Here is a 23,822-nt window from a genome sequence, read left to right as displayed (position 1 = left end):
AGCCATGATGCTGCTGCTTCAGCAACCCACCGTCCGTGACGCCAAGATGCTCACCCGGCTGCCGGAATCGTTTCGTCGCAGGGATTGGGACAATGCCTGGTCGCTGGCCAACCGTGGTGGCGCGGTAACCGACTCGTTCCTAGAAGGCCCCGTGTGGGCGGACGGCCATCTGTGGGTGACCGATATTCCATACGGCCGCGTGTTCCGCGTATCGCTGCAGGGCGACTGGGAACTCGTGGCCGAGTACGACGGCGAGCCGAACGGCATGAAGCACCTGGCCGGCGGCGACTTCCTGATCACCGACTACCGCAACGGGCTGATGCGGCTGGACGCCAGGACCGGTGCGGTCACGCCTTTCCTCGAGCGCCGGAATTCCGAGCGCTTTCGTGGCGTCAACGACCTGACATTCGATTCGGCCGGCAACCTGTACTTCACGGACCAGGGGCAGACCGGCATGCATGACCCCTCCGGCCGCGTCTATCGCCTGGCGCCGGCGGGCAAGCTTGACCTGTTGCTGGACAACTGCCCCAGCCCGAACGGGCTCGTGCTGTCGCCCGACGAGAAAGTACTGTTCGTCGCCATGACGCGCGGCAACTGCGTGTGGCGCGTGCCGCTGCAGGCCGACGGCTCGGTCAGCAAGGTCGGCCAGTTCTTCACGTCGTACGGACCGAGCGGTCCCGACGGGCTGGCCATGCGTGCCGACGGCTTCCTGCTGGTCGCCAATCCGGGGCTGGGTTACGTATGGGTGCTCAACCATCGCGCGGAGCCGGTCGAAGTGCTGCGCAGCCCGAGCGGGGCGTCCCTGACCAACCTGTGCTTTGGCGGTGTCGATGGCAAGACGCTGCTGATGACAGAATCCACCACGGGCACGATCCTGTGCGCAGAGATGGATGAACGCGGTGCGCCGGTGTACGAAGGACAACCGGCATGAGCGCGACGCACAGGCCTGTCCTCCCTGTCCTCGGCTTCGAAGGCGCATGCGACTGCCACATGCACGTCTATGGCAGCCACTATCCGGTGGCGCCGGGGGCGCAGCTGCGCCCCCCCGATGCTTCAGTGGACGACTACCGCCAACTTCAGCGTATGCTCGGCACTGAACGGGTCGTCGTCGTCACGCCGTCGACCTACGGGACGGACAACACCAGCACCGTCGATGCCATCTCGGCGTTTGGCGACTGCGCGCGCGGTGTGGCGGTCGTCCCGGCAAGCGTGACCGATGCAGAACTCGATCACCTGCATCGGTCAGGCATTCGCGGCATTCGCCTGAACCTGAGGCTGCCGGCTCCGCTTACGCTGGATGATCTGCCAACGCTCGCCGCCCGGATCGCTGCCTTCGGATGGCATGTCCAGCTCAACTTGCCGGCGGAATGGTTGCCCGACATCGGCGGAAAACTGGCCAGCCTGCCGGTGCCGCTCGTCTTCGATCACTACGGTCATCTGCGGCTGGGTACGCCACGAGCCGAACCGGCATACCGCGTGATTGCCGACCTGGTGTCGGCGGGCAAGGCGTGGGTCAAGTTGTCCGGGCCGTACCTTGAGTCCCGCGAAGGGGCGCCGGATTACGGCGATATGCGTACGTTGGCCGTGCGCTACATGGTGCTGGCACCAGAGCGCGTGGTCTGGGGATCGGACTGGCCGCACCCCTCCGTGCATGCAAAAGGAGGGGAACCGATCGACGACCGGACGGTGCTGCAAACGTTCTTGCGTTGGTGCGATTCGATAGAGGCCGCCACCCAGCGCGTGCTGGTCAGCAATCCGCAGGTGCTCTACGGGTTCCCCGACGCCAAACCTGCATGACTTCGGTCGGCCAGAGCGCGGCCAATTCAGATAGCAAGAAAGTATTGGAGACAAAGATGTTCCACAAGCTGTTCCAGCCGATGCGCATGCAAACGTTCTGTGCCGTCGCGCTCATCGCCGCCGCATCGCTGTGCGCAACGACCGCGCGTGCACAGACGGACTGGCCCAACAAGGTGATCAACTACATCGTGCCATATCCGGCGGGCGGCACGACCGACATCCTGGCGCGACTGATCGCACAGAAAGTCGGACAGGCGCTCCATACGACCATCGTCGTGGAGAACCGCCCTGGTGCCACGGGTGCCATTGGCTCGGCATTCGTCGCGCGCTCCGCGCCAGATGGCTACACGCTGCTGGGCGCGTCCACCGCATCGCACGCGATCAATCCGGCGCTGAACCCGAAGCTGCCGTATGACGCTGTAAAGGCGTTCACGCCGGTGGCGCTGTATGGAACGATCCCGAGTGTGCTGATCGTCGGACCGAACAGCTCCTATCAGAACGTCAGCGACCTGATCGCGGCCGCAAAGCGCAAGCCCGACGCCGTCAGCTATGCGTCGGGTGGAAGCGGCACCATCCTGCAGATGTCCGCCGAACTGCTCAAGGAGCAGAAGGGCGTGCGGATGACCCACGTGCCCTACAAGGGCGATGTTCCGGCGATCCAGGACGTGATGGCCGGCCACGTCGATTTCATGTTTGCACCTACGGCGCCGATCCTGCCGCATGTAAAGGCCGGCAAGCTGCGTGCGCTGGCGGTAGCCACGGCTGCGCGCGTGCCGAGCCTGCCGGATGTGCCGACAATGGCCGAGGCGGGCGTGCCGAATTTCGAGGCCGAGCAATGGCAGGGCGTATTCGCACCCGCGGGCACACCGCCCGCCATCGTGCGGCGGCTGAATGCCGAGATCAATCGTGCGTTGCAGGACCCGGAGGTCAAGGCGCAGCTAGGAAAGCTCGGCATCAGGATCGTGGGTGGTCCGCCCGAGAAGTTGACCGAGGTCCAGAGGGCTGACATCGCCAAGTGGAGCCGCGTGGCCAAGGCCGCCAATATCACGCTGGAGTAAGCGGTGTTCGGTTCGTCCCTCATCGAGGCATCCCGGGCCTGGGTGCCGCAATTGCGCAATTAACCGACAGGCTGCCTGACCTTTGAAGCGGCCTACGGTCGTATCGCGGCAAAGGATGAATACGGCGGCTACGTGACCCCGCAGTTCGGACCGCTGAGTTCGTCGGCTAAGCCCCTGCGATTGCCGGGGCCAGGCCCCCGCGGCCCGGACTATCCATGGTCAGCTGGTCAGCGCATCCGGGTCGATGCCGAGCTGGCTGGCCATGTGCTCGACCAGCGCCTCCAGCCTTTGGACCCGGTTGGCAAGCTCGCGCTGCTCGGCGCGCAGCCGCTCCAGTTCAGACGGCGAGACGGACTCTTCGCTAGCGCCTGGCGCGCTCGCCGCAAGGCTTTCCACGCTGATTTCACCGCCAAGCAGGTGCATCCAGCGATGCTCGCGCTCGCCCGGAGCGCGGGGCAGCCTCACGACATATGGCGGCTCGTGTTCCGCCAGCTCGTCAAGGAAGGCTTCGACCGACGAGACATCCGCGAAGGCATGCAGGCGCACCGTGTTCAGGCGCAATTCGGCCGCGGTCTGCGGACCGCGCAGGAGCAGCATGGCGAGCAGCGCCGCGGATTGCGATGGCACGCCCAGCACGCGGCCCATATTGTGTTCAAAGCGCGGCACGCGGCTGCTGCTGCCTTCAAATACCAGGCTCAGGCCTTTCAGGCCGTCGATGGCCACCACCACTTCCGCTTCCGTAACGTTCATGACCGGCGAACGGGCCGTCTTCTGGTTGCAGCCCGCGGTCAGCGCGTTGAGCGAGAGCGGGTAGGTGTCGGGCACGGTGTGCTGCTTTTCCAGCAGTACGCCGAGCACGCGTCCTTCGATCGGCGTCAGGGTGCGGATTGGCGGGCGCGAAGGGGATTCGGACGTGGAGCTCATCAGGAGGTTCGTGTCGAGTTGCATTGGGCCGGAGCCGGCAAGGCGGACATTCAAGCGCAAGCTGGCCCAATGCGCAACTGCCTTTGGCCGCCGCGCGGCCTCTCCCTCGCATTCGTGTCGCCGCAGACTACTATCGATGAGGTGTGATGGCGGGCAGCTACGGGTGTGCGAAGCAACCGACACATCCCCTTCTTGATGACCGGAGGCAAGCAATGGCGCAGGCGGAACTGACGGCGGGCGTTGAAGGGCAGGGCACGGAAGCGGCAGCCAGCCTCGACGCGCCATATTCCACGCTGGAAACCCGGGCGCACCAGATGTTCCCGACGCTGAGTGCCGATGAGGTAGTGCGGATGCGCCGCTTCGGCGAGCCACAACGCTGGAGCGCGGGCGAGCAGCTGTTTTCGGTCGGGCAGGTGGGCCGGGGCATGTGCGTGGTGGTGAGCGGCTGCATCCGGATCATTCGCCGCGATGGGCTCGGGCGCGAGCACCTGGTCACCGATCTCGGGCCGGGCATGTTCTCGGCCGAAGTCGGCACCCTGACCGGGCGCCCGTCGCTGGTGGACGGCCGCGCGCTGACGGATTCCGAGGGGTTTGTCATTCCGCCCGACCGGCTGCGCGCGCTGCTGGTGGCGGAGGCCGAACTGGGCGAGCGCATCATGCGCGCACTGATCCTGCGCCGCGTCGGGCTGATCGAGTCCGGCAGCGGCCCGGTGCTGGTCGGACACGGCACGGAGCCGCTGCTGCTGGCGCTGCAGGCCTTCCTGCGCCGCAATGGTCACCCTTATACGGTGATCGACATGGACACCGAGCGCGACTGCTCCTGCCTGAGCGAGTTCGCCAACGCGCCGGCCTCGGATTTCCCGCTCGTGATCTGCCCGGACGGCCGCGTGCTGCGCGCGCCCGACGAGGGACAGCTTGCCTCCTGCCTCGGGCTGCTGCCCGAATTCGACCCGGCGCACGTGTATGACGTGATCGTGGTGGGGGCGGGTCCCGCCGGCCTGGCCACGGCCGTCTATGCCGCGTCGGAAGGCCTGTCGGTGGCGGTGATCGATTGCCGCTCGCCGGGCGGGCAGGCCGGTGCCAGTGCGCGGATCGAAAACTACCTTGGCTTTCCCACCGGCATTTCGGGCCAGGCGCTGGCCGGGCGAGCGTTTGTGCAGGCGCTCAAGTTCGGCGCCCATATTGCCATTCCGCTCGAAGTAAAGGCACTGCAATGCGGCGCGGACCCGATCCGCCTGGAACTGGCCGATGGCCGCATGATCCCCACGCACACCGTGGTGATCGCCACTGGGGCCCAATACCGGCGGCCGGCGATTCCAGCGCTGGAACGCTTCGAGGGATGCGGGGTGTACTACTGGGCCTCGCCCGTGGAAGCCAAGCTGTGCCGGAACGAGCCTGTCATGCTCGTGGGCGGCGGCAATTCGGCGGGGCAGGCCGCGGTCTACCTGGCGACGCATGCGGCGCAGGTGCATATGCTGGTGCGCGGCCCGGGGCTGGCCGCCACCATGTCGCGCTACCTGATCGACCGGATCGAAGGGCTGCCCAACGTACAGCTTCACAGCCATGCGGAAATCCGTGCGCTGCACGGCGACGGCTGGCTTTCCGGCGTGAGCTATCACGCGCCCGCGGAGAGCGACGCGCTGGTTTCATTGCCGGTGCGCCACCTGTTCCTGTTCATCGGCGCCGACCCGAATGCGTCGTGGCTGCGTACCTGCCATGTGGAGACCGACGACAAAGGCTTCGTGCGCACGGGTGGGGGCACGCTGGGCTGCGCTTCGGCGGTGCCATATCCCTTGCAGACCAGCGTGCCGGGCGTGTTCGCGATTGGCGATGTGCGTTCGGGTTCGACCAAGCGCGTGGCCGCGGCGGTAGGCGAGGGCGCAGCCGTGGTCGCGCAGATCCACAGCTACCTGGCCGGGCTGCCGGCAACGCAGGCGGCCTGAACGGCTCGCCTGCCCATGCAGACGGCCGCAGCTACTCTTACTCCTCGTCCATGTGTCCAAGGCGGTCGGCCAGGTGGTCGATCAGCATCCTGACCGGCTCGGCGCGCGTGACCTCGATGGCTTCCTGCGCGGCCTCCGCCTGTACCAGCATGGCCTTGCAGTGCTCGTAGTAGATGCGCCCGATCCCGGTGACGGCGAAGCGTCGCGTCGAGCGCTGGATCAGGCGCACGCCAAGGCGTTCCCCGACCCGGGAACTGGCTGCACAGCCTGGGACAGCGGCAAAAGGCGACAATGGCTATCCCACTGCTGCCGGCATCCGGCCTGCGCCTACTGCATCTTTCCGAGATTCCCGATCCGCACCATCATCTCCGTGAACATCTGCAGATCCAGGTCCAGGTCGATGATTTCCTTGTACTCCTTCGCGTTGTGGGCGGTGTATTTCTTGCCCGGCATCGCCGGCCCGAAGTTGATGGCATTGGGCAGCAGCTTGGCAGTCGTGCTGCCGGCCGTGGCCACGGGCTTGGCCTCCAGACCGGTGGTTTCGCCGAAGATGTTTAGCAAGGTGGAAATCCAGGCACCCTTGGACTCGCGCGCCATCCAGTTGTCCTGGTCGTACTTGATCTCGACCGTGGAACCCGAGGACGCCGCCCACTTGTAGATGCGCTGCACGGCCTTGCCGCTGAGCGCCTCCGGCGTGCTGCCGCGCGGCATGCGCACATTGGTGGTGACCTCGACGAAATCGCCCAGCTCGCGGACCTGGGTTGGCGACATCGTCAGCGGGCCCATGAACGGATCGCGATAGGCCAGCCCCATCTTCTCGCCGAGATAGCCCACGCCATACAGGTCGCCGATATAGCGCGCGGCGCGCACGTACTGATTGTCGGCGAGCTGGAGGCCGGATGACTGCAGGAACAGCGCGAGCCTGGGCAGCGGGTTGACGCCTTCTTCGGGGCGCGATCCGTGCGCCGATACGCCGGTTACCTTGACCTCGACGTCGTTGCCGTCACGCCTGACGTCGATCGCGAATTTCCCGCCCTGCGGCGTGTACTTGCGGATGAAGGCCGCGCGGGCGCCTTCGAGCGCCGCCATGACGGATGCCGGATCGCCGCCGGCGATGCGCGCGACGGCAGTCTCGGGCACGGTACTGGCCGACGCCGCGCCGCGCATGCTCACGATGGCCGGCCGCTTGGTGTTCGTGCCAAGCGCCGGGAACTTGACGCGCAGCGCGCCCGCGCCCTTCTCCGCCACCACGGCCGGGTACTTGCTGTCGAGCACGATGTTGTAGTCCGGCAGCGCGTTGTGTTCGCGGTAGTACTTCATGCCGTCGCCACCGGTTTCCTCGGTGGTCTCGATCATCAGGCGCAGGCTGCGCTCCAGCGCAATGCCGCTTTCCTTGACGGTCTTCATGGCGTAGAGCGCCGCCGCAATCGAGCCCTTGTCGTCGATGGTGCCGCGCCCGTACAGGTAGCCGCCCACGCGCGTGACGGCAAACGGATCGAGTTTCGTGCCGTCCTCCAGCACCCATTCGTCGGCGACCGCGGGCACCACGTCCGCATGGGTCAGGATGCCGAAGGTGTCCAGGCCGGTGCCCGGCAGCGTGACTTCGAACACGCGGTTGTCGATATTGCGATAGACCAGCCCGAAGGACTTCGCCTTGCCTTCGACGAGCTTGCCGAATTCGATGATGGCGGGGTTCTCGTGCTGCGGGATCTTTTCATCGCGAACGGTGCGCAGCGCGACCATCTTGCCAAGGACGTCAATGACTGCTGCCTCGTTGTGCAACCGGTTATAGACGCCAAGCAGGCGGCCCATGTTGACGAGGTTGTCGCCACTGAGCGGCGTTCCCGCCTGCCACGCGGCCACGGCCGGCGCCACAGTGGGCTCGGCCCTGGCCGCGTTGGCCAGGAACGTTTCCAGGCTCCCTGACGCACCGGACTTGTGGGCGGCGATCAGCGTGTCGAGGGCGGGCTTGCGCAGCGTTTCGGCGGGGGCGGGGCAGGCCAGTGCCAGCGACAACACAAGCAGGGAGACCAGCCGGCCGTGGCGGCGGGAGCTAAGAGAGACAGGGCGGGTCATCGGCGCCTATGGGTGATTCCGAGTGATATCGGGAGATGGCAGCATGATAGGGCACTTTTGGCTTGCGTTGTAGACTAAGAGTGATCTTTGAGGCGCTTTATGACGATCCGGAAGGAGAGCCTGACCACCATTCGATAGTAATTGCTAATCGGAATGGTTTAAACGATGAATTGTACAAATCACATCCGGATCGACAGAATGTGGTTCATCGCTGCTGCACGCAGCAACCACCGAAACCAAGGAGTGATCCCGATGCTGCAATCCCGTGAAGGCCAACGCGTTCCCAATGTCGCTTTCCGTATCCGCCAGGACAACGAGTGGAAGACCGTGACCACCGGCGAACTGTTCGACGGCAAGACCGTCGTCGTGTTCTCGTTGCCCGGCGCCTTCACGCCGACCTGTTCGTCGACCCACCTGCCGCGCTACAACGAACTGGCACCGGCGTTCGCGAAGCAGGGCGTGGACGCGATCCTGTGCGTGTCGGTCAACGACACCTTCGTGATGAACGAGTGGGCCAAGGACCAGGAGTCCGGGAACATCACCATGATCCCCGACGGCAACGGCGAGTTCACCGAAGGCATGGGCATGCTGGTGGACAAGGCCGACCTGGGCTTCGGCAAGCGCAGCTGGCGCTATTCGATGCTGGTCCGCGACGGCGTGGTCGAGAAGATGTTCATCGAGCCGGAAGAGCCGGGCGACCCGTTCAAGGTCTCCGACGCCGACACCATGCTGAACCACATTGCCCCCGGCGCCAAGCGTCCGGACCAGGTGGTGGTGTTCTCGAAGGTGGGCTGCTCGTTCTGCGCCAAGGCCAAGCAGCAACTGTCGGATGCCGGCTACGAATACATCGAAGTGCCGCTGGACAACAAGGTGCGCGGCAGGGTGCTGGGCGCCGTGTCCGGTGAAATGACCGCGCCGCAGGTGTTCATCAACGGCAAGCTGGTCGGCGGCGCCACCGCGCTCGAGCAGTACCTGGGCCAGTAATTCCGCGTAGCTCAAGACCGCCATTGCGCGGTCCGGCAGTCGCCGGACCCGATGGCGCCGCGCTGTCCGCGTGGCGCCATCCAGTCCGCCGATTGATGCCAGATCGATCTCGAACCATCACTGAAGGGAAGGAACCGTACACCATGAAGATCATCCAGACCGACGTCGCCGTCATCGGAGCAGGCACCGCCGGCCTCGCTGCCTACCGCGCCGCCATCGCGGCCGGAAAGCGCGCCGTGATCATCGAAGGCGGCCCGTATGGCACCACCTGCGCCCGCGTGGGCTGCATGCCGTCCAAGCTGCTGATCGCCGCCGCCGAAGCCGCGCACGAGCTGCGTCACACGGCCCCGTTCGGCGTACACGTGGATGGAAATATCCGCATCGACGGCCGCGAGGTCATGGCCCGCGTGCGCAGCGAACGCGACCGCTTTGTCGGCTTCGTCGTACGCGGCGTGGAGACGATCCCCGAGGCGGACCGCGTCCGAGGCTATGCGCGCTTCATCGACAACACCACGCTGGAGGTGGCTGCCGCCGATGGCGACGTCACCGTGCGTGCCAGCCGTGTGGTGATTGCCACCGGTTCGCGTCCGGTGGTGCCGGCACCGTTCAAGGTGTTCGGCGATCGCCTGATCGTCAACGACGACGTGTTTGCCTGGGACGACCTGCCGCGCAGCGTGGTCGTGTTCGGCCCCGGCGTGATCGGACTGGAGCTGGGCCAGGCGCTGTCGCGCCTTGGCGTGCGGGTCCGCGTATTCGGCGTGCGGGGCTCGCTGGGCCCGCTGACCGACCCGGTCGTGCGCAGCTATGCGGACGAGACCTTCCGCAAGGAGTTCTTCCTCGATACCGAAGCCAATGTCACGGACATGGCGCGCGATGGCGACCTGGCCCGCATCACCTACACCGACGGCGACGGAAAGTCCGTCACGGAGACCTTCGACTACGTGCTGGCCGCGACCGGCCGCGAGCCCAATGTGCGCGGCCTGGGGCTGGAGAACACCGGCCTGGAACTCGATGGGCGCGGCGTGCCGGTGTTCGACCCGGCCACGCTGCAGTGCGGCGCATCGCCGGTGTTCATTGCCGGCGATGCCAACAACATCCTGCCGCTCTTGCATGAAGCCGCCGATGAAGGCAAGGCGGCCGGCGAGAACGCTGCCGCGTATCCGCAGGTGAAGCCGCTCGCGCGCCGCGCGCCCATCGCGGTGGTGTTCTCGGACCCGCAGATCGCCATGGTCGGCCAGCGCTTTGCCGACCTGGCCGAAGGCAGTTTCGTCACCGGCGAGGTCAGCTTCGAGGACCAGGGGCGCAGCCGCGTCATGCTGAAGAACCGCGGCCTGATGCATGTGTATGCCGACAAGGCGACGGGCCGCTTCCTGGGCGCCGAATGGACCGGTCCGCGCGCGGAGAATATCGCGCACCTGCTGGCGTGGTCTTACCAGCAGGGCCTGACCATTGCGCAGATGCTGACCATGCCGTTCTACCATCCGGTGGTGGAAGAGGGGCTGCGTACGGCCTTGCGCGACGCTGCGGCAAAGCTCGAGGCCTGAAGCGATCGGGATTCAGCGGCCGGCGAAAGCCGGCTCGCGTTTCTCCAGGAACGCGCGCGTGCCTTCGCGCGCGTCCGCGCTGGCCGCGGCGGCGCGGAACTGCATGGCTTCGATCGCCAGCCCCTCATCGACCGGCACATTGATGCCGCGTGTGACCGCCCGCAGGCAGGCGGTCACGGCGATCGGCGAATGCCGGGCGATGCGCTCCGCGAGATCGATGCATGCCTGCAGCAGCGCATCGGCAGGCACCACGCGGTTGACCAGCCCGATGCGCGCTGCCTCGTCGGCGCCGATGGCGTCGCCCGTCAGGATCATCTCGTTGGCGTGCTTGCGTCCCACATGCCGCGGCAGCCGCTGCGTGCCGCCGAACGTCGGCGGAAAGCCGAGCCGGATCTCCGGCTTGGCGAAGGTCGCGTGCTCGGCCGCCACCGCCAGGCTGCAGGCCTCCATCACCTCGCAGCCGCCTCCGAACGCCAGTCCATTGATGGCGGCGATCACCGGCTTGGGGAAGTTCTCGATCCGGCGCGTCAGTGCCTGTCCGCGCATCAGGAAGCGGCGCAGCGCTAGCTCCGGCGAGGCCTCCAGGTCCGGCGCAAAGCCGGCGATGTCGGCGCCCGCGCTGAACGCGCGCGTGCCCTTGCCGGTCAGGATCACGGTGCGCACGGTATCGTCGTCCTCGGCGGCGTCGAGCCGCGCCATCAGCGCATCGATCAGCGCATAGCTGAGGGCATTGAGCTTGTCGGGCCGGTTCAGGACCAGCAGCGTGTGCTGGCCATGGCGTTCGGCTTCAATCAGGTCCGTCATGTGCAGATTTCCTCCAGGAAGCGGTGGATGACAGCGCCGGGCGAGCGCCCGGCTGGTGCTTCGGCGTTGACCGCAATACAGGCGGGCCGGCGGCGCAACGCTGAAACGAAACAGGTGATGGTGGTCCTGGCGCACAAGCGCTCGCCGGTGTCGAGCACGATGTCGCGCGCCGATTCGGCTCGGCTCGCGCATTCGCGCGTGATCCAGACCTGCCCGTCCAGGCAACGCAGGCAGTCGCCTTCGCGCAACGTAATCGTGTAGGTCGCGGCGCCGGCCAGGCGCCACAGTTGCATCGTGGTCACGGCGATCTCCTTGCAGCCTGACGAGCAGGCAAGTCCGTGACATCATTGTTGGCGCGATCCGGCCGGCGTGGCCGGAAGTGTTTTCATCCGAGGTATTCCTGCCCGTCATGACCCTTTTGAGCCAGGCCAGTGCCAACGCCTTGCGTGCGATCTCGCTCGATGCCATCCGCGGCTTCGAAAGCAGCGCGCGCCATCTGAGTTTTACCGCCGCCGCGCAGGAGCTGTGCCTGACCCAGTCGGCCGTGAGCAAGCAGGTCAAGAGCCTGGAGGACGTGCTCGGGGTGGCCCTGTTCGTGCGGGGTGGCAAGGGGCTCGCCCTGACCGGCGAAGGCCGCCAGCTCTATGAGGCCGCGCGGGCCGCGATCGCGCAGCTTGGCGACGCGGTCGAGCGCCTGCTGTCTACGGAGCGCGTGTCGATCGCCGTGACCACCACGCCGTCGTTCGCGTCGCTGTGGCTGGTGCCCAAGCTCGCGCGCTTCCAGGCCGTGGCGCCAGGGATCGACGTGCGCGTGGATGCATCGGAAGCCAACGCCAACCTTGAGCGGGAAGGCTTCGACCTGGCGATCCGCCTGGCGCCGCCCGCTCCGGATGAATCCCCATTGCTGCGCGAACGCCTGATGCTGGTGGCGGCGCCGGCCGTGGCGGCCCGTGTGCGCGAGGTGGGGGACCTCGTGCGCCAGCCGCTGCTGGTGTTCCATGACCCGGCCGGGCGCTTCCCGTGGATGTCGTGGCCGCAGTGGTATGGGCGGCTAGGCCTGGCGCAGTCGGCGCGGCAGCCGTGCCTGTATTTTTCGCAATACGAGCACGTGCTCAACGCCGCGGCGCAGGGCGCGGGCGTGGCCATCGGGCGCACGCCGCTGGTGCTGCCGCTGCTCGGCAGCGGACGGCTCGAGGTGGTGCTGCCGCAGCACGTGTCCGATGGCATGTCCTATCGCATCGTGGAGTCGCCCGGCGCGCGCAGCGGCGTGCGGCGCTTTCGCGAATGGCTGGAGAGCGAACTGGCGGCGGAGGTGCTGGGCGGCTAGCGGTGTCTCAGGTCAATCCACGTCGATCACGCGCCCCGGGCACAGGATATTGCTGGGATCGAGCGAGCGCTTGAGCAGGCGCATCAGCGCGAGCGCATCCGGCGTGCGGGAGTGGCCGAGGAATGGCTTCTTGTGCGTGCCGATACCGTGCTCGGCGGAAATGCTGCCTTCGAACTCGCTGACTTTCGGGTAGAGCACTTCACTGATCTCGTGCTCGGGGAAGTCGGCGGCGGTCGCGCCAGGAAAATACACGCTGACGTGCAGGTTGCTGTCGCCCACATGGCCGAAGTTGACGAGTTCGGCATGCGGCCAGCGCGCGAGCACGGCACTGCGCAGGCTCTCGGCGAAGCGACCGATCCGGCCGATCGGCAGGCTCACGTCGTAGGCGGCATTCGGTGCCCACATTACCGGGAACTCGGCGACGGCGTCGCGCAGCTTCCAGAAGCTCTCGGCTTCCTTCTCGCTGGATGCCACCGCGGCGTCTGTGACAAGGCCCGCTTCCATCGCGCTTTCGAGCATCGACTCGAAGGCTGCGCCATCCTGGCGAGCGTCATTGCCTTGCAGGTCGATCAGTACATAGAAGGGCGCTCCGGCCGGCAGTGGCGCGCGCACGCCAGCCACGCGGGTCGTCACCAGTTCATAAAAGTCCGCCCACATTGCCTCGAACGCTGAAACACGCCCCGACAACCGGCGTTGCGCATGGCGCAGCAGTGCTACCACATCGTCGTAGCTGCCCAGCGCGCATAGCGCGGTCTGCGTGGCGGCGGGAAGCGGCGCGAGCCGCAGGACCGCGCGCGTGATCACGCCCAGCGTGCCTTCGCTGCCGATGAAGAGCTGGCGCAGGTCATAGCCGGCGTTGTTCTTCTGCATCTTGTTGAGCGAACTGACCACGGTCCCTTCGGCCAGTACCGCTTCGAGGCCGAGCACCTGGTCGCGCATCATGCCGTAGCGGATTACCCGGTTGCCGCCCGCGTTGGTGGCAATGTTGCCGCCGATCTGGCAGCTGCCGCGCGCGCCCAGGTCCACGGGGAACAGCCAGTTGGCGGCGCGCGCCGCTTCCTGCGCGGCTTGCAGCGTGGTGCCGGCAAGCACGGTCATGGTCCCTGCCTGCGGGTCGATCTCCTCCACGCCGCGCATGCGTTCGAGCGACAGGACCAGCTCGCCGCCGGCGGGCGTGGCCGCACCCGCAAGGCCGGTCAGGCCGCCTTGCGGCACCACGGGCTGGCGGTGGCGATTGCAGATGGCCAGCACCGCCGATACCTCGGCCGTGCTGCGCGGCCGCGCCACGGCCAGCGGAGACTCGGCATCCAGCGGCGCGTACCAGTCCTTGCGGAAGCGGGTCTCGATGGCGTCGCCGGTCTGCAGGCCGGCGGCGTCCAGGACGGCTGCCAGTTCGTCCAGCAGGGGCGGGGTACTTAGCGGTGTTGCCATTGGGGGACCTTTCCGTTTGCGTGAAGAGGGAGCCGCGTGGGAGCCGAGTGGACCTCGCGTGGGGCCGCGGCAGGCAAGCCAGGAATCCTATGCAAGCCGGCGGCGGATGATAAGGGCCAATCGGCGCCCGCACGGTGGCGCCACGCCGGACGCCAGGCTCATGCGCCGCTCCATGCTTCGGTGTTGATGCGCGCGCGGAACTCGCGCGGCGGCTGGCGCGTGCGGGCCAGGTGCTCCATGGCCGGTTCGATGACCTCGGCCAGCTTGTGGAAGGCGGGGCTGATATCGTCTTCGGGTACGCAGGCATAGCCCAGCAACAGGCCCTGCCGCGCGCGGACTTCGTCAGCGTAGTAGCGCGAGAGCGGCCGTGCCGACAGGCCCTGGGTGCGCGCGGCCATGCTGATGCCGAGGTCATCGGCGCCCGGCGGCAGGTGCATCACCAGGTGCAGCCCGGCTTCATGGGTGGAGGTTGGCCAGTCCTGGCCGAAGCGCGCGGCAATGGCTTCGCGCAGCAGGCCCTGGCGCTGCGCATAGCGCAGCCGCATGCGGCGCAGGTGCGTGGCGTAGTGGCCTTCCTCGATAAAGTCCGCCAGCACCGCCTGCTGGATGAGCTGGCCTTCGCGGAACAACTCGGACAGGCCGGTGGCGAAATGCGGTGCCAGCGGCTTTGGCAGCACCATGAAGCCCATGCGCAGCCCGGGGAAGAGCGTCTTGGAAAAGGTCCCCATGTAGATGACGCGGTCGTGCTCGTCTAGGCCCTGCAGCGAAGCCAGCGGACGGCCTTCAAAGCGGAATTCGCTGTCGTAGTCGTCCTCGACGATCCACGCCCCGCGCTGGCGCGCGTACTCGAGCAGCATGCGCCGGCGCGTCAGGCTCATGACCGTGCCCAGCGGGTACTGGTGCGATGGCGTGGCGAAGATGAAGCGCGGCGGGTTCTGCAGCGTGGCAGCGTCGGGCGCGATGCCTTCGTCGTCGACCGGCACCGGGATTACGTCCACGCCGGCATTGGTCAGCAGGCTGCGCGTGCCCCAGTAGCCGGGGTCTTCCATCCAGGCCTTGTCGCCCGGATCGGCCAGCAGGCGTGCGATCAGGTCGATGGCCTGGTGGATCCCGGTGGTCAGGATGATCTGCTCCGGCTCGCAGCGCACCGAACGTGCGAGCCGCAGGTGCTCGGCCAGCACGCGCCGCAGTGGCAGGTAGCCGCCATGGTGGGCATAGGTCAGCAATTCCGGGCGCGGGTTGCGCCAGTGCTTGTTCAGCAGCCGCGCCCAGACCGCATGCGGGAACAGCGAGACATCGGGCACGCCTGCCATGAATGCCCCCCATTGCCGGTCCGAGGCCCCGGCGTTCGCGACAAGGTGCATGCCGCGCCGTGACAGGTCAAAGCGGTTCAGGCTTTGCTGCACCGCGGGCACTGCCATGGTGCCACTTCGGGCCCCGGGCTTGTGCAACGCACTATGGTCGGGAAAAGTCTGCGACACAAAGGTGCCACTTCCGGTGGATGCCGTGACATAGCCCTCCGCCAGCAATTGCTCGTAGGCGTAAAGAACGGTATTGCGGGAAACCGCTAGTTCCTTGGCGAGCAGGCGCGACGCCGGCAGCTTGCAGCCTGCTGGCATTGATCCGGCAAGGATTTCCTGGCGGATGATTTCGTAGAGCTGGCGATTCATATGCGCGCCGCCGCTATCCGCCTTGGCTCCCGCCGGACGTTCCAGGCGCTGCAGCAACAGCTCGGACAGAATGACTTCCTTCAAAGTGGCTCCAGCAATGGTCTCGGACTTGGACCTATGTATGGTACCAACGATCGTTTAATTTTCCACTCATGGATGGCGCCGGCGGGCAGCAATGCCTGGCGCCTCGTGCGTCCCCCTCGCCAGGAGCTCCCGTGTCAGGTCTTGATTCCTTCAGCCCGTCTGCCAAGCTGGTCGCCGTGCCGACCACCGACGAACTCTCCGGCGCCGTGCGCGCGCTCGTGCCCTATATGGTCGAGACGCTGTCAGGCTTCGTGGCGGCCAGGAGCCCGTCGGGCGAAGAGCAGCCCGCCGCGGAATTCATCGAAGCGGCGCTGGCGGACCTGGGCCTGCCATCCGAGCGCATCGCGCTGAGGACCGAGGACATCCGCCATCTGCCGATGTATTCGCCGGCGTGTTGCCCCGATGGCGGCCGCTACAACCTGCTGGCGACGCACCGGCCAGGCCGCAAGGGCGGGCGCTCAGTGCTGTTCAATGGTCATCTCGACGTAGTGCCGACCGGGCCGGCGTCGATGTGGAGCCAGCCGCCGTTCGAGCCGGTAGTGCGCGACGGATGGCTGTACGGCCGCGGCGCCGGCGACATGAAGGGCGGCATCGTCTGCGCGCTGGCGGCGTTCAAGGCGCTGGCCAGCCTGGGCCTGCAGCCGGCTGGCGCGGTCGGCTTCAATGCGGTGCTGGAAGAGGAGAACACCGGCAACGGCGCGCTGGCCACGGTGGCGGCGTTGCGCAGCGCGGTGGGCGCCGGCAAGCTGGCTTCCTTTGACACCGTGATCATCCCCGAGCCGCTGGGCGAGAGCCTGATGAGCGCGCAGGTGGGCGTGTTCTGGATGTTCATCGACCTGACTGGCAAGCCCGCCCATGCCGCTTACATGACCAGCGGTGTCAACCCGGTCGAAGCCGGCATCGCGGTGATGGAAGACCTGCGCCAGCTCGAAGCCGAATGGAACCGCCCCGAACGCCGGCCGGCCGCGTACCGCGACCATGCGCACCCGATCAACTTCAATCTCGGCCAGATCCAGGGCGGCGAGTGGAATTCGTCGGTGCCGTGCACCTGCACGCTGGGCGTGCGCATCGGTTTCTTCCCCGACATGGACATCAACGAGGCCAAGGCCACCGTCGAAGCGCGCATTCGCGCCACCGTCGAGCGCCTGGCCAGCAACCTCGAACTGCGCATCCGCTATGAGGGCTTTCATGCCCCCGGCTGCGAATTCGATCTCGACGTGCCCAGCATGCAGGCGCTGGGCGAAGCGCACCGCAAGGTCAACGGCGTGCTGATCCGCCGCGCGGCGACTACGGCGACCACCGATGCCCGGCATTTCCGCATCGGCCTGGAAACCCCCGTGACCTGCTACGGCCCCGAGGCCCGCAATATCCACGGCATCGACGAATCGGTGTCGCTGGAGAGCATGGTGCGCGTGACCACGACGCTGGCCCAGTTCCTGGTGGACTGGTGCGGCGTGGAACCGGCCGGCGACGCGGCCTGAAGAAGCCGTGCGCAAGCACAACCGGCATTGCCATCCCGATGTCCACACCAAACTGAGGAACTGCCCGATGAACCGATTCACGATGCGCCTGACGCGGAGCGCATGTTCGATGGCGTTGGCCGCCGCCGGCCTTTCGCTGCTGCCCCTGGCCGTGCCCGCCGGCAACGCCATTGCCCAGACCAGGGGCGGTACGCTGTCCGGCATCGTCCAGCCCGAGCCGCCGATCCTGGTGAGCGCCATGAACTCGCAGGCGCCGACCCAGTACATCGCCGGCAAGATCTACCAGGGCCTGCTGACTTACACGGCGGACCTGAAGCCGCAGCCGGAACTGGCCAGATCGTGGACCATCTCGCCGGACGGCCTGACCTATACCTTCGAGCTGCAGAAGGGCGTCAAGTGGCACGACGGCAAGCCCTTCACCTCGGCGGACGTCGTGTTCTCGATCGACAAGATGCTGCGCGACGTGCACGTGCGCACGCGCGCGGTCCTCAACAAGTACATGGCCTCGATCCGCGCGGTCAACGACGGCACGGTCGAGATCAAGCTCAAGGAGCCGTTCCCGCCGTTCATCTCGATGTTCGAGACCGGCACCATGCCAATGATGCCCAAGCACATCTACGACGGCACGGACTACCGCAACAACCCGGCCAACCAGAAGCCGATCGGCACGGGGCCTTTCATGTTCAAGGAGTGGAAGAAGGGCGCCTACATCAAGCTGGCCAGGAACCCGAACTACTGGAAGAAGGGCAAGCCCTACCTGGATGAGCTGGTGTTCTACGTGATCCCGGATTCGGCCTCGCGCGCCGTGGCCTTCGAGAAGGGCGACGTGCAGGTGCTGCGCGGCGGCGATGTCGACAATGTCGACGTCAAGCGCCTGCGCGCGCTCCCCAACGTGGAATACACCACCAAGGGCTGGGAGATGTTTTCGCCCATGGCCAGCATGCTGCTCAACGAGCGCAAGCCGCCGTTCGACAACGTCAAGGTGCGCCAGGCGGTCATGCATGCGCTCAACCGCAAGATGATCGTCAACAACATCTTCTTCGGCATGGGCAAGCCCGCGGTCAGCCCGTTCTCGTCCACCACGCTGTTCTTCGACAAGAACATGCCGGACTACGACTTCAACCTGAAGAAGGCCCGCGACCTGATCAAGGAGTCGGGCGTGGACGTGGGCAAGTATCCGGTCAAGATCCTGTCGACCTCCTACGGCGCCAACTGGGACCGCCTGGACGAGTACGTCAAGCAGATGCTCGAGCAACTGGGCTTCAAGATCAGCATCGAATCCGCCGACGCCGGCACCTGGTCGGCGCGCGTCAGCAACTGGGACTTCGACCTGACATCGACCTACACCTACCAGTACGGCGACCCCGCGCTGGGCGTGGAGCGGCTGTACGTGACGCGCAATATCGTCAAGGGCACGCCGTTTGCCAATGTGCAGGGCTACAGCAACGCGAAGGCGGACGAATTATGGTCCAAGGCCGGTTCGACCATGGATCCTGCGGAACGCCAGAAGTTGTACAGCGAACTGCAGAAGATCCTTGTGACCGACGTAGCCAACGCCAACCTGTTCGAGGTCGAGTTCCCGACGCTGTATCGCAAGCACGTCAAGAACCTCGTGACCACCGCGATTGGCCTGAACGAGTCCTTCGACAACGTCTCGATCGAGAAGAACTGAGCGAGACGACCGATACCGCCCGCGCCTGAACCGGCCGGGCGGTCCGCCCCAGACTGCTGCCATCGCCGCACCCCCTGCACGGTGGGCGGCGATGGCAGCCGCATCCCAGTGTCGTGGTCGCCAGCGCCGGCCGCCAGCGTGGAGCAAGCCGTGAACTTTCTATCCTTTCTTGGCGCCCGTCTCGGCAAGGCCGTGGTGGTCGTCCTCGGCGTGGTCGTCATCAACTTCTTCCTGATCCGGATGGCCCCGGGCGACCCGGCCACCGTGATGGCGGGCGAGGCCGGTGCCGGCGACGCCGCCTTCGTCAGCCAGCTGCGCGAGCAGTTCGGCCTGGACCAGCCCGTGCTGACCCAGCTCGGCATCTACCTCAAGGGCGTGGCGCAGCTTGACCTGGGCTACTCCTACCGCAACCACTTGCCGGTACTGGACCTGATTCTCGACCGGCTGCCCGCGACCTTCCTGCTGATGAGCGGTGCCTTTCTCTTTTCGATCGTGCTGGGCGTGCTGCTCGGCGTGATCTCGGCGCGCACCCGCTACGAGAACCGCCGCCGCTGGATCGACAGCGCGGTGATGTCGGGCGCGCTGCTGCTGTATGCCACGCCGCTGTTCTGGTTGTCGCTGATGGCCATCATCCTGTTCTCGGTGGTGCTGGGCTGGCTGCCCGCGTTCGGCATGGAAACCATCGGCGCGGGCTACACCGGGCTCGACCGCGTCGAGGACGTGGCGCTGCACCTGGTCCTGCCGACCGTGTCGCTGGGCTGCTTCTTCATGGCCGTGTACGTGCGCCTGACGCGCGCTTCCATGCTGGAGGTGATGGGCATGGACTACGTCAAGACCGCGCGCGCCAAGGGCGTGCCGGCCGGCCGCGTGATCCGCGTCCACGTGCTGCGCAACGCGCTGCTGCCGGTCATCACGTTCGCCGGCATCCAGCTCGGCCAGATGGCCGGTGGCGCCGTGCTGACCGAAACCGTGTTCTCGTGGCCCGGCATCGGCCGCCTGATGTTCGATGCGCTGCTGCAGCGCGACTACCAGCTGTTGCTCGGGATTTTCTTCGTGACCTCGACCCTGGTGGTGTTCTTCAACCTGGTGACCGACGTGATCTACCGCTTTATCGACCCGCGCATCGCCGCGGGCGCCACGGGAGCCGCCGCATGAAAGCCTTCCTGCAACGTTATTGCCGCAACTACGGCGCCGTGATCGGCCTGCTGGTGCTGCTGGCGGTGCTGGCACTGGCGCTGCTGGCGCCCGTGTTCTACCAGGAGTCGCCGTGGCTGATGGTGGCCGAGCCGCTGGTGCGCCCGTTCACCGACGCGTCCATGCCCTTCGGCACCGACATGCTGGGCCGCGACATCACTGCCGGCATGCTGTACGGCGCCCGGGTCTCGCTGCTGGTCGGCGTGATCTCCACCGCGGTGGCGCTGGCCGTGGGGATCGCCGTGGGCGCGGTGGCCGGCTATTGCGGCGGCCGCATCGACGATGTGCTGATGCGCGTGACCGAGTTCTTCCAGACCATCCCGCAACTCGCGATGGCAGTGGTGATCGTGGCGATCTTCAACCCATCGATCTACTCCATCGTCGCCGCCATTTCGGTGGTGTCGTGGCCGCCGGTGGCGCGCCTGGTGCGTGGTGAATTCCTGTCGCTCAAGCAGCGCGAGTTCGTGCAGGCCGCGGTCGTGATCGGGCAGAAGCCGGTACGCATCATCGCCACGCAGATCCTGCCCAACGCCATGTCGCCGATCATCGTGTCCGCCTCGTTTATGGTGGCCACCGCGATCCTGACGGAATCCGCGCTGTCGTTCCTGGGCCTGGGCGACCGCAACATGATGAGCTGGGGCTTCATGATCGGCGCGGCGCGCACCATGATCCGCGAAGCCTGGTGGATGAGCGTGTGGCCAGGCGTGGCCATCCTGCTCACGGTGCTGTCGATCAACCTGATCGGCGAGGGCCTGAACGACGCCATGAACCCGCAGCTTCGCCGCCGCGGCGAGTGAGCGCCCGTCCGGACTAGCCAAGGAAAACCGTGATGAAAGCCAGTGACCAAGCGCCCCTGCTGTCGATCCGCGAGCTCTCGATCGCGCTCCCCGCGGGCGGCGACCGCCCCTACGCGGTGCGCGATATCTCTTATGACCTGCATGCCGGCGAGATCCTCTGCATCGTCGGCGAATCGGGCTCGGGCAAGTCGATGAGCGCGAACGCCATCATGGGCCTGCTGCCTTCCTACCTGAAGCCCGAGACCGGCAAGATCCTGTTCAAGGGCCGCGACCTGCTGGTGCAGGACGAGCCCACGCTGCTCGGCATGCGCGGCAAGGACATGGCCATGGTGTTCCAGGAGCCGTTGTCCGCGCTCAACCCGGTGATGACCGTGGGCGACCAGATCGCCGAGGTCATGCGCGTGCACCGCGCCTATCCCGGCGAGGCCCGCGCGCGCCGCGTGCTGGAGCTGCTGGAGTTCGTGGGCCTGCCCGATCCGGCCACGCTGATGCACGCCTATCCGTTCCGCCTGTCGGGCGGGCAGCGCCAGCGCGTGGTGATCGCGATGGCGCTGGCGCTCGAACCGTCGCTGCTGATCGCGGATGAACCGACCACGGCGCTCGATGTCACCACGCAGTCGCAGATCCTGGAACTGATCCGCCGCATCCAGGCCGCGAAGGGCATGGGGGTGATGTTCGTCACCCACGACTTCGGCGTGGTGGCCGAGATCGCGGACCGCATCGCGGTGATGGAAAAGGGCGTGCTGGTCGAAATGGGCAGCGCCGACCAGGTATTGAACCATCCCCAGCATCCCTATACCCGCCGCCTGATCGGCGCCGTGCCGCACGGCCGCGCCGGCGAGCGCGCGCGCAACCGGGCCGAGACCGTGCTGGAGGTGCGCGAGCTGCGCAAGACCTATGTCACCGGCGGCGGCCTGTTCACGAAGAAGCGCGTGGTGCATGCGGTCGACGGCGTGAGCTTCACCGTGCGGCGTGGCGAGACGCTGGGCATCGTCGGCGAATCCGGGTCTGGCAAGTCCACCATCGGCAAGTGCCTGCTGCGCCTGACCGACATCGATGGCGGCGAATTGCTGTTCGACGGCCAGGACATCGCGAAGCTGTCCGAGCGGCAGTTCCGCCCGCTGCGCCGCGACGTGCAGATGATCTTCCAGGACCCGTTCGCCTCGCTCAACCCGCGCCATACCGTCGGCCGCATCATCACCGACGGCCCCGTCGCCAGCGGCGTGCCGCTGGCCGCGGCGCAGGCACGCGCACGCGAACTGCTGCAACTGGTGGGGCTGGAGGCTTCGGCTTTCGACCGCTATCCCAACCAGTTCTCGGGCGGACAGCGCCAGCGCATCGGCATCGCGCGCGCACTGGCGCTCGAACCGAAGCTGCTGGTGGCTGACGAATCAGTCTCGGCACTCGACGTCTCGGTGCAGGCGCAGGTGCTCGAGCTGCTGGACGACCTGCAGAAGCGCCTGAACATCGGGCTGATCTTCATTACCCATGACCTGCGCGTGGCAGCACAGATCTGCCACCACGTGATCGTGATGCACAAGGGCCGCGTGGTGGAGTCCGGGCCGCCCGGGCAGATCTTCGACGCCCCGCAGCACACCTACACCCAGCGCCTGATCGGGGCAATTCCCGGCAAGGATTGGGACCCGACGCTGATCCGCGCCGCTGCCTGAGCGGCGCGGGCCTCTACCGTAGCCAAAGCCAAGATAACTGGAGAGAAGTGATGAAGAACGCCGAACTGGTCCGCCGCAAGGATGCCGCCACCCCGCGCGGCGTGGGCGTGATGTGCAATTTCTACGTCGAGCGTGCGCTGAACTCGGAGATCTGGGACGTCGAAGGCAAACGCTATATCGACTTCGCCGCCGGCATTGCCGTGCTCAATACCGGCCACCGCCATCCGCGCCTGGTCGAGGCCATCGAGAAGCAGCTTGGCCGCTTCACACATACCGCCTACCAGATCGTGCCTTACGCCAGCTATATCGAGCTGGCCGAGAAGATCAACCAGCGCGCGCCGGGCCGTTCCGCCAAGAAGACGGCCTTCTTCACCACGGGGGCCGAGGCGGTAGAGAACGCGATCAAGATCGCCCGCGCCTCGACCGGCCGTCCCGGCGTGATCGCCTTCTCTGGCGGCTTCCACGGCCGGACCATGATGGGCATGGCGCTGACCGGCAAGGTCGCGCCGTACAAGATCGGCTTCGGCCCGTTCCCGGGCGAGGTCTACCACGCGCCGTTCCCGTGCCCGCTGCATGGCATCAGCACCGAGGACTCGCTCAAGGTGCTGCAGCACCTGTTCAAGGCGGATATCGATCCCAAGCGCGTCGCCGCCATCATCTTCGAGCCCGTGCAGGGCGAGGGCGGCTTCAACGTGGCGCCGGCCGAATTCGTGCGCGCGCTGCGCGCGGTGTGCGACGAGCACGGCATCCTGCTGATCGCCGATGAAGTGCAGACCGGCTTTGGCCGCACCGGCAAGCTGTTCGCGATGGAGCACTACGACGTGGCGCCGGACCTGACCACCATGGCCAAGAGCCTGGCCGGCGGCATGCCGCTGTCGGCCGTGTGCGGCCGCGCCGAGGTGATGGACGCCCCCGCGCCCGGCGGGCTCGGCGGCACTTACGCCGGCAACCCGCTGGCGGTGGCTTCGGCGCTGGCGGTGCTGGACGTGCTGGAAGGCGAGAGGCTGGTCGAGCGCGGTGCCGAACTGGGCCAGCGCCTGATGGCGCGCCTGGAAAGCCTGCGCACGCGCGTGCCGCAGATTGCCGAGGTGCGCGGCGTGGGCGCGATGGTCGCGGTGGAATTCCGCCAGGCCGATGGCAGCCCCGATGCCGACTTTACGCGCACGGTGCAGAACCGGGCGCTGGAAAAGGGCCTGCTGCTGCTGTCGTGCGGCGTTCATGGCAACGTGATCCGCTTCCTGTTCCCGCTGACGATCCAGGACGAGGTGATGAACGAGGGCCTGGAAATTCTGGCCGAGTCACTGACCCGCTGACCCATCCCGTGCCCATTTCACCGACAGCCCATTTCACCGACATCGACGAGGCT

At 66.7% G+C, this 23,822-nt stretch carries 18 protein-coding genes and 2 pseudogenes; 13 read left to right on the top strand and 7 right to left on the bottom strand.

Features of this window, described 5'->3' with window-relative positions; genetic code table 11:
• The first annotated feature begins 7 nt into the window (after nt 1-7).
• Genes CupriaWKF_RS28480 through CupriaWKF_RS28470 form a run of 3 tightly spaced genes read left to right on the top strand, consistent with a single transcriptional unit; the run spans nt 8 to nt 2,855 of the window.
• The gene (locus CupriaWKF_RS28480; protein ID WP_276103264.1) at nt 8-931 is read left to right on the top strand and encodes an SMP-30/gluconolactonase/LRE family protein; all 924 of its coding nucleotides are present in this window, start codon (nt 8-10) and stop codon (nt 929-931) included.
• Nucleotides 928-1,797, top strand: coding sequence for an amidohydrolase family protein (locus tag CupriaWKF_RS28475; protein WP_276101759.1), 870 nt, complete (start codon nt 928-930; stop codon nt 1,795-1,797). Before CupriaWKF_RS28480 ends, CupriaWKF_RS28475 begins: the two co-directional genes overlap by 4 nt.
• 56 nt (nt 1,798-1,853) lie before the next feature.
• Nucleotides 1,854-2,855 (top strand): tripartite tricarboxylate transporter substrate binding protein, encoded by a 1,002-nt coding sequence (locus CupriaWKF_RS28470; protein ID WP_276101758.1) that lies wholly within the window; start codon nt 1,854-1,856, stop codon nt 2,853-2,855.
• A 219-nt stretch (nt 2,856-3,074) separates the two neighbouring features.
• Here the strand turns inward: CupriaWKF_RS28470 and CupriaWKF_RS28465 are convergent, their stop codons facing one another.
• Nucleotides 3,075-3,779 (bottom strand): YceH family protein, encoded by a 705-nt coding sequence (locus tag CupriaWKF_RS28465; protein ID WP_276101757.1) that lies wholly within the window; start codon nt 3,777-3,779, stop codon nt 3,075-3,077.
• Nucleotides 3,780-3,991: 212 nt separating this feature from the next.
• Here CupriaWKF_RS28465 and CupriaWKF_RS28460 point away from each other — a divergent pair, with 212 nt between their 5' ends.
• Entirely contained in the window at nt 3,992-5,722 is a 1,731-nt protein-coding gene (locus CupriaWKF_RS28460) for an FAD-dependent oxidoreductase (protein ID WP_276101756.1), read from the top strand.
• Between the two features lie 97 nt (nt 5,723-5,819).
• Here CupriaWKF_RS28460 and CupriaWKF_RS28455 read toward each other — a convergent pair.
• Nucleotides 5,820-5,969 (bottom strand): annotated as a pseudogene (locus CupriaWKF_RS28455) (LysR family transcriptional regulator); the annotation flags it as partial.
• An 80-nt stretch (nt 5,970-6,049) separates the two neighbouring features.
• Entirely contained in the window at nt 6,050-7,798 is a 1,749-nt protein-coding gene (locus tag CupriaWKF_RS28450) for a dipeptidase (protein WP_276101755.1), read from the bottom strand.
• A 252-nt stretch (nt 7,799-8,050) separates the two neighbouring features.
• On the opposite strand from CupriaWKF_RS28450, the gene CupriaWKF_RS28445 reads away from it, so the two are divergent.
• Entirely contained in the window at nt 8,051-8,782 is a 732-nt protein-coding gene (locus tag CupriaWKF_RS28445) for a glutathione peroxidase (RefSeq protein WP_276101754.1), read from the top strand.
• 143 nt (nt 8,783-8,925) lie between these two features.
• Entirely contained in the window at nt 8,926-10,326 is a 1,401-nt protein-coding gene (locus CupriaWKF_RS28440) for a dihydrolipoyl dehydrogenase (protein ID WP_276101753.1), read from the top strand.
• A gap of 12 nt (nt 10,327-10,338) precedes the next feature.
• Here the strand turns inward: CupriaWKF_RS28440 and CupriaWKF_RS28435 are convergent, their stop codons facing one another.
• Entirely contained in the window at nt 10,339-11,130 is a 792-nt protein-coding gene (locus tag CupriaWKF_RS28435) for a crotonase/enoyl-CoA hydratase family protein (RefSeq protein ID WP_276101752.1), read from the bottom strand.
• Complete coding sequence (locus CupriaWKF_RS28430) at nt 11,127-11,423, bottom strand: DUF2917 domain-containing protein (protein ID WP_276103262.1); 297 nt, start codon at nt 11,421-11,423, stop codon at nt 11,127-11,129. The genes CupriaWKF_RS28435 and CupriaWKF_RS28430 overlap by 4 nt, the downstream gene beginning before the upstream one ends.
• 116 nt (nt 11,424-11,539) lie before the next feature.
• On the opposite strand from CupriaWKF_RS28430, the gene CupriaWKF_RS28425 reads away from it, so the two are divergent.
• Nucleotides 11,540-12,457 carry a LysR substrate-binding domain-containing protein gene (locus tag CupriaWKF_RS28425; RefSeq protein WP_276101751.1) on the top strand — a complete coding sequence of 306 codons (918 nt, stop codon included), beginning with the start codon at nt 11,540-11,542 and terminating at the stop codon, nt 12,455-12,457.
• A 12-nt stretch (nt 12,458-12,469) separates the two neighbouring features.
• Here CupriaWKF_RS28425 and CupriaWKF_RS28420 read toward each other — a convergent pair whose 3' ends face one another.
• Together CupriaWKF_RS28420 and CupriaWKF_RS28415 are read right to left on the bottom strand one after the other, a co-directional pair.
• Nucleotides 12,470-13,888 (bottom strand): FAD-binding oxidoreductase, encoded by a 1,419-nt coding sequence (locus tag CupriaWKF_RS28420; protein ID WP_276101750.1) that lies wholly within the window; start codon nt 13,886-13,888, stop codon nt 12,470-12,472.
• 158 nt (nt 13,889-14,046) lie between these two features.
• Nucleotides 14,047-15,642: a PLP-dependent aminotransferase family protein gene (locus CupriaWKF_RS28415; protein ID WP_276101749.1), complete on the bottom strand. Its 1,596-nt coding sequence runs from the start codon at nt 15,640-15,642 to the stop codon at nt 14,047-14,049.
• A 227-nt stretch (nt 15,643-15,869) separates the two neighbouring features.
• Here CupriaWKF_RS28415 and CupriaWKF_RS28410 point away from each other — a divergent pair, with 227 nt between their 5' ends.
• From CupriaWKF_RS28410 to gabT, 6 genes and pseudogenes are all read left to right on the top strand, one after another.
• On the top strand, nt 15,870-17,123 hold the full coding sequence (locus CupriaWKF_RS28410; RefSeq protein WP_276103260.1) for an ArgE/DapE family deacylase: 1,254 nt from the start codon (nt 15,870-15,872) through the stop codon (nt 17,121-17,123).
• 67 nt (nt 17,124-17,190) lie between these two features.
• Nucleotides 17,191-18,795, top strand: coding sequence for an ABC transporter substrate-binding protein (locus tag CupriaWKF_RS28405; protein ID WP_276101748.1), 1,605 nt, complete (start codon nt 17,191-17,193; stop codon nt 18,793-18,795).
• A gap of 150 nt (nt 18,796-18,945) precedes the next feature.
• Nucleotides 18,946-19,950, top strand: coding sequence for an ABC transporter permease (locus tag CupriaWKF_RS28400; protein ID WP_276101747.1), 1,005 nt, complete (start codon nt 18,946-18,948; stop codon nt 19,948-19,950).
• Nucleotides 19,947-20,786: an ABC transporter permease gene (locus CupriaWKF_RS28395; RefSeq protein WP_276101746.1), complete on the top strand. Its 840-nt coding sequence runs from the start codon at nt 19,947-19,949 to the stop codon at nt 20,784-20,786. The genes CupriaWKF_RS28400 and CupriaWKF_RS28395 overlap by 4 nt, the downstream gene beginning before the upstream one ends.
• A gap of 32 nt (nt 20,787-20,818) precedes the next feature.
• A pseudogene (locus CupriaWKF_RS28390) lies at nt 20,819-22,360 on the top strand (ABC transporter ATP-binding protein); the annotation flags it as partial.
• Nucleotides 22,361-22,506: 146 nt separating this feature from the next.
• Entirely contained in the window at nt 22,507-23,769 is a 1,263-nt protein-coding gene (gabT, locus tag CupriaWKF_RS28385) for a 4-aminobutyrate--2-oxoglutarate transaminase (RefSeq protein WP_346348613.1), read from the top strand.
• Nucleotides 23,770-23,822 lie beyond the last annotated feature (53 nt).

Source organism: Cupriavidus sp. WKF15 (assembly GCF_029278605.1).
GTDB lineage: Bacteria > Pseudomonadota > Gammaproteobacteria > Burkholderiales > Burkholderiaceae > Cupriavidus.
Note: the sequence above shows the minus strand (reverse complement) of the source record. Positions and strands in the feature narration are given on the sequence as shown.